We start from the raw sequence: 5,021 nt of genomic DNA, 5'->3' as shown, positions 1-5,021 counted from the left end.
CGCGTGGCTCGCTCGGATACAAGCCTCCCGCGCCGGAGGTCTTCGTGCCCGCCATGACCGCGCGGGCGACTGCGCAACCCGGATCAGCTACGCCGCCCGCGCTGGCGTCGAGGCCAACCGTCCACTAACAATAACATTGGACCTCTCGGCGGGGGCGGATCAACCGAGGCCGAGCGCATCGCTGCGCGTCAGGTTCTAAAGCAACATCGAGATGGGGGCGCTGTGTCGATACCTACACCGCCTGGACGGCCGCAACGATGGACGCCCTCGACGTCCTCAGATCCGTCTTCGGAACGATCATGGTGCCCCAATCCGTCATCGACGAATTGCGAACCGTGCGAGACGAGCAGGAGGTGCGTGCCGAGCCGTCCATGACCGTCGCTTGGCACAATGGCGAGTTCATCCGGCAGGAGCATACTGCAGAAGAAACTGCGGCGCGGCGAAGCTACATCGAAGAGCAGATCTCCCGCATCGAGCCGGCTTGCGAGGTTCGTCCTGTCAGCATCCCTGGCGAACCTTCCGAGCTTGCCGCGTTGATCTATCAATCCTTTGGACCCCATGCTCTCGACGCCGCCAATCTCGCGGACGCGAAGCATGTGCTTGTTTCGGAAGACATGTATTTCCGACAGTACGGCGAGGCCGCTTGCTCGACCAAAGGGGCCTGGCTGCAAGTGGTGTTCTCATTTGCCCTCGACCTGGGAATCGTGAACCATCGCCGTTATGTCGACTTGGTTGTCGGTCTAGCTTGGCGTCGTCACGGCCATCTTGCTTTGAATGCGGACGTGATGCTTACGGCAATCCGCGAGGATCAAGCGCGAGATTTCGGAAATTTTGCAGCGCTTGCCAATTTCATGGGCACGCGCAACGCCGAGTTGAGATCGCATATCAATGTCTGCGTCGAGTTCCTCAACCAGCTCTGGCTTGAACATGGTGAGTTCGACCTAGCCTGCAAGCGCGCGACGAGCATCCTGATCGAGCGAATGGTTCGGTTCCGGTCCAAAGACTGGGCGTTGGTGCTTGCCTTCATCAAGCGCGGCTGCGCCCCCTCCATTAGGCAATTTCTCGATGGCTGGCTTGCTGGGCACTGCCTCTCCGATGACGCCGTAACAGCTGCTGGCGCAGAGATTGAAGTCGTGGCGACGCAATTGCGCGAGCGTCGTTCAGCGCGGATTGTCGCGGGCGAGCCAAAGACACCACGCGAGCGAGTGCGCAGGCGCCGCAAAAGACGTAGATGAGCCCGGCGTCTCCCGTCGTGCATAGCCGGCGCGCAATAGCAGGAGCGTCGTCAGCACGCGAGACAGGCGCCCATTGCCGTCCTGAAAGGGATGGATCTCCAGGAAGACAACGACGAAGACGGAGATGACGACCTTCACCCCGCCGACCAGTACGAACGCTACCGCGAGCTTGCGGAAAATCGCGGATGGGGCACGCTCCGCCGCCGCGAGTTGGACGCCGTCGGCTCCAAGCTCGCCGCCGAAACCGGCCTGCCTCACCTGAAGGCGGCGGCGGGCGAACACGTCGCCGGCACTTATCGCCAAAGCCTCACCCTGTCGTCCGGACGGTTCGCGATGATCGACAACGGGCTCGGCTTCCAGCTCGTGCCGTGGTCGCGGGAGATCGATCGCAAGCTCGGCCAGCACATCGCCGGCGTCGCGCGAGCCGGCGGCGGCATCGAGTGGAGCCTCGGCCGCAAACGCGACCTGGGACTATAGAGGCCATCGTCCACGGTCATGTCGCGGGAGGGTGCAGGCGCGATCTGATTAGTCGGCGAACTCGCTAAGCCGGCGCAGCTCAGATGCGGTACGCCCGGTTTTGCGTCGAAGCAGCACACGAAGGGTCGTTCCATTAGCGTACCCGGTCCGAGAAGCGATTTCATCGACGCTCATTCGAGTCGTCCTCAGAAGATAGGTCGCGTGTTCGACCCGTAGATCCTGGTGGTACGCCAGTGGTGATCGTCCGAGCACGGCGTGAACTCTTCTCGACAGCGTTCGCGTACTTGCTCCAGTGAACTGCGCCGCGTCTCGGAGCGAGAAAACTCGATCAAGGTTCGTCCGCACCCATACCTCAAAAGCTTGGACAAGCTCGTCCGTGTGTCGAAGGTGATCCGGGATCGCGTATGTCGCCTGGGGTGAACGCGGGTCGAGCATCAAGTAGCGGGCTGTCGTCGCCGCAAGTTCAGGGCTGCGCTGTCGAATAAACCACAATGCCAGATCGAAATGGGCCAACACAGCCCCCGCCGTAACGATGTTGTCGGCCCGCACGATGGTGCGATGATGATCCAAATCCACGCGCGGATAACGGGAGCGAAAGAACGGACTCAGCCACCAACTCGTCGTCGCGGCCCGACCATCCAACAGGCCGGCCTCCGCTAGCAGGAACGTTCCCGTACATGCCGCTGCGATAGTCGCGCCCTGTTTATGCCACGCGCGCAACAGAACGCCAGCGCTCTCGCAATCCGGATGGCGGAGTGTGGTGCTCAGCGCCTCCTCGGTCTTTGCGCCGACCGCAGGCACGAGCACAAGATCAGGCGCAAAAGAGGCGACTGCCGGCACAGCAGGTATGGCCAAGCCATGCGCAGTCATCGCGCCGTGCCGGACGCTCAGAACGGTCGCCTTGAACGACTTGCTTTCTGAGGTCGGCGCCAGTTCGGCGGCTGTGGTCAGCGTGTCTTGGAACGCGGCCAGTCCGGTGTCGAAAGTCCCATCAAGGGCAAGGATCGCGATGTTCATGGCGAGAATGGTACTACATTTGTCATTTATGCCAAGCGACTGATGAACTGACCTCCATTAGGGTTGTGACTGCCTTTGGGAACGAAGGCCGCTCTCGGTTGAGGCGCGTATCGACAAAGGCGCGAGTCGAGCCACTCGGGTGTCTGCAACAACAACTCTTGGAAATCATCGTTGCTGTCGATCCGTGCCGGGGCAGATTCCAAGTCTGATAAGGAGATAGGTATGATTAAGTTTGGGCTGTATGTTCGGCTGGAAGCGAAGCCCGGCAAAGAGGCGGATCTTGAAGCGTTTCTTCAAGGTGCATTGCCGTTGGCGCAGGAGGAGACCGGCACGCCGGTGTGGTACGCCGTGAAATTCGGGCCTCAAAGCTACGCGATTTTTGACGCTTTTGCGACCGATGAAGATCGCGGCGCTCACCTGAATGGCCCAATTGCTGCCGCTCTGATGCAGCATGCGGACGAACTCTTGTCGACACCGCCCGTGATTGAACGTTGGGATGCTTTGGCGGTGAAGTAGGATCACTGAGGAAGGGCCGTCCAGGCACGGAAATTAGCTCGTATAGAATATTCGGCGCCGATACTGCTAAACAGAGTATACCATTCCTACGATAGAAGCGCCGATTACTATACGCCGGCATGATCTGAATTGTTATTTATAGCCGTGATCCGACCTCTGCGGGATTTGCCGCAAGGGTCGCCATGTCCGCCACTAAGATTTTGTGGGGCCAGATCACAGTAGTCTTCCTGATCGTGCTGTTCACGCCTGGACGGCGACGCAGTGGACCGCCTACCGCCTCGGCTTCCAGCCGCAGCTCGGCCATCCATGGTTCGAGCTGATGGGCTGGCCGGTCTATTACCCGCCGGCCTTTTTCTGGTGGGGGTATTTCTACGACGCCTATGCGCCGCCGATCTTCGTCGAGGGCGCCTATATCGCGGCGTCGGGCGGCTTCATCTCAATCCCCGTCGCCATCGGCATGTCAGTCTGGCGGGCGCGCGAGGCGAAGAACGTCGAGACCTATGGCTCCGCCCGCTGGGCCGACGGCAAAGAGGTGAAGGCGGCCGGGCTGCTTGGGCCGGACGGCGTCGTGCTCGGCAAGCTCGATCATGCCTATCTCCGCCACGACGGGCCGGAGCATGTGCTGTGCTTCGCGCCGACCCGCTCCGGCAAGGGCGTCGGTCTGGTCGTGCCGTCGCTCTTGACCTGGCCCGGCTCGGCGAGGGTCACGGTCGGCAACGCGATTTTGCGCGTTCATCATGGCGGCCGGGAGGTGGCCGTCCATGCCGAGTTAAAGGGGCGTCATGGTCGCGCCGTCGACGATGCCCATCTGGCCGGCCTGGTCGGAACACGGGAACGCCCGGTCCATAGCCTGCCGCCGCGATCCTCATCGCCGCCCGCGGCGCTGTTGCGTCCGCTCGCCGAGTATGAAGCGGTTGCCGGAGGCAGCTTCTGATGGATCAGCACGATCACCTCACCGCGCTGCTGGATCGACTGAAGCTGACAGCGCTGCGCGACCAGCTCGATAGCTTGATCGACGAGGCCGGCCGCCGCGAGCTCACGATCCGGGAAGCGCTGACGCTGTTCTGCGAGCGCGAGGTCTCACGGCGCGACCAGCGCCGGATCGAGATGTCCTTCGGGCTCGCGCGCTTCCCCTATGTACGTGATCTCACCGGCTTCGACTTCGCCGCCCAAGGCCGACGGGGTCGCCATCGGCAAGAGGCGTGTGGCCCGCTTGATGGGCGCGACCGGGTTTGTTGCGCTGACTGAGCGAACCGGGACGGCTTAGCCGAAGTGAATCGGGTGTCGCTCCTACCGTGCCATATTGCGCTCCTGGTCAAATCTCTTGGGAAAACTTGACCCGCCGGACGTACGAGTTCCGACCGGGCCAGCCCGTCTGAGCGACGCGAAGGCGATGCCATGCCTCGAATCTCAAATAGTCCTTCGAATGACTCCGCGAAAATTCGAGAGTTTTTTCAACGCTATCGGACGATAGCCCTTCCCTTTAATTGGACGAATTTGGAACTGACTCCACCGGCTCCGAGTTGGAGGCCAATCGCACCATCGTGTGCGCAATCGGAGGAACCAACATGTTTGGGGCGACGGCGTGCGGATACCGATCTTCTTGAAGCAAGTGGCGTTGGCGTGCGCCTACGGGTTCGCGGCCGCGCTGTTCGCGGCGGGTGCAATCTCGCTTGCGACGGGCGATCGCGGCCTGAGAAGTCAAAAAGGAGGCGGGTCGGGGGGGTCGTGTCCCTGCTGGTGGTGTAGCTTCGCAGAGCCACCGCGTGCCGGCTT

4 protein-coding genes and 3 pseudogenes are annotated in these 5,021 nt (G+C 61.7%); 5 read left to right on the top strand and 2 right to left on the bottom strand.

Annotation, left to right across the window (positions count from 1 at the left end):
* The first annotated feature begins 158 nt into the window (after positions 1-158).
* Positions 159-1,235 carry a hypothetical protein gene (locus tag AX750_RS00060; protein ID WP_348626261.1) on the top strand — a complete coding sequence of 359 codons (1,077 nt, stop codon included), beginning with the start codon at positions 159-161 and terminating at the stop codon, positions 1,233-1,235.
* Positions 1,236-1,256: 21 nt separating this feature from the next.
* On the opposite strand, the pseudogene AX750_RS27105 reads toward AX750_RS00060, so the two are convergent.
* Positions 1,257-1,367: pseudogene (locus AX750_RS27105) on the bottom strand (Fic family protein); the annotation flags it as partial.
* Positions 1,368-1,424: 57 nt separating this feature from the next.
* Between AX750_RS27105 and AX750_RS00055 the strand changes: the two are divergent.
* A pseudogene (locus AX750_RS00055) lies at positions 1,425-1,712 on the top strand (DUF3363 domain-containing protein); the annotation flags it as partial.
* A 48-nt stretch (positions 1,713-1,760) separates the two neighbouring features.
* Here AX750_RS00055 and AX750_RS00050 read toward each other — a convergent pair.
* Positions 1,761-2,729 carry a helix-turn-helix domain-containing protein gene (locus tag AX750_RS00050; protein WP_067253400.1) on the bottom strand — a complete coding sequence of 323 codons (969 nt, stop codon included), beginning with the start codon at positions 2,727-2,729 and terminating at the stop codon, positions 1,761-1,763.
* A gap of 222 nt (positions 2,730-2,951) precedes the next feature.
* Here AX750_RS00050 and AX750_RS00045 point away from each other — a divergent pair, with 222 nt between their 5' ends.
* The 3 genes and pseudogenes from AX750_RS00045 (at position 2,952) to AX750_RS00035 (ending at position 4,493) form a co-directional block, all read left to right on the top strand.
* Entirely contained in the window at positions 2,952-3,245 is a 294-nt protein-coding gene (locus AX750_RS00045; RefSeq protein WP_067253397.1) for an antibiotic biosynthesis monooxygenase, read from the top strand.
* A 182-nt stretch (positions 3,246-3,427) separates the two neighbouring features.
* Positions 3,428-3,945, top strand: a pseudogene (locus AX750_RS25240) (type IV secretory system conjugative DNA transfer family protein); the annotation flags it as partial.
* A gap of 233 nt (positions 3,946-4,178) precedes the next feature.
* Positions 4,179-4,493 (top strand): ATP-binding protein, encoded by a 315-nt coding sequence (locus AX750_RS00035; RefSeq protein ID WP_197432776.1) that lies wholly within the window; start codon positions 4,179-4,181, stop codon positions 4,491-4,493.
* Positions 4,494-5,021 lie beyond the last annotated feature (528 nt).

Origin of the sequence: Methylobacterium sp. CCH7-A2, from assembly GCF_001557075.1 — a bacterium.
GTDB classification, from domain to species: domain Bacteria; phylum Pseudomonadota; class Alphaproteobacteria; order Rhizobiales; family Beijerinckiaceae; genus Allobosea; species Allobosea massiliensis.
Note: the sequence above shows the minus strand (reverse complement) of the source record. Positions and strands in the feature narration are given on the sequence as shown.

Coding starts and splice junctions, on each gene's coding strand:
- AX750_RS00035 (WP_197432776.1), top strand. CDS start 4,179: ATGGATCAGCACGATCACCTCACCGCGCTGCTGGATCGACTGAAGCTG.
- AX750_RS00050 (WP_067253400.1), bottom strand. CDS start 2,729: ATGAACATCGCGATCCTTGCCCTTGATGGGACTTTCGACACCGGACTG.
- AX750_RS00045 (WP_067253397.1), top strand. CDS start 2,952: ATGATTAAGTTTGGGCTGTATGTTCGGCTGGAAGCGAAGCCCGGCAAA.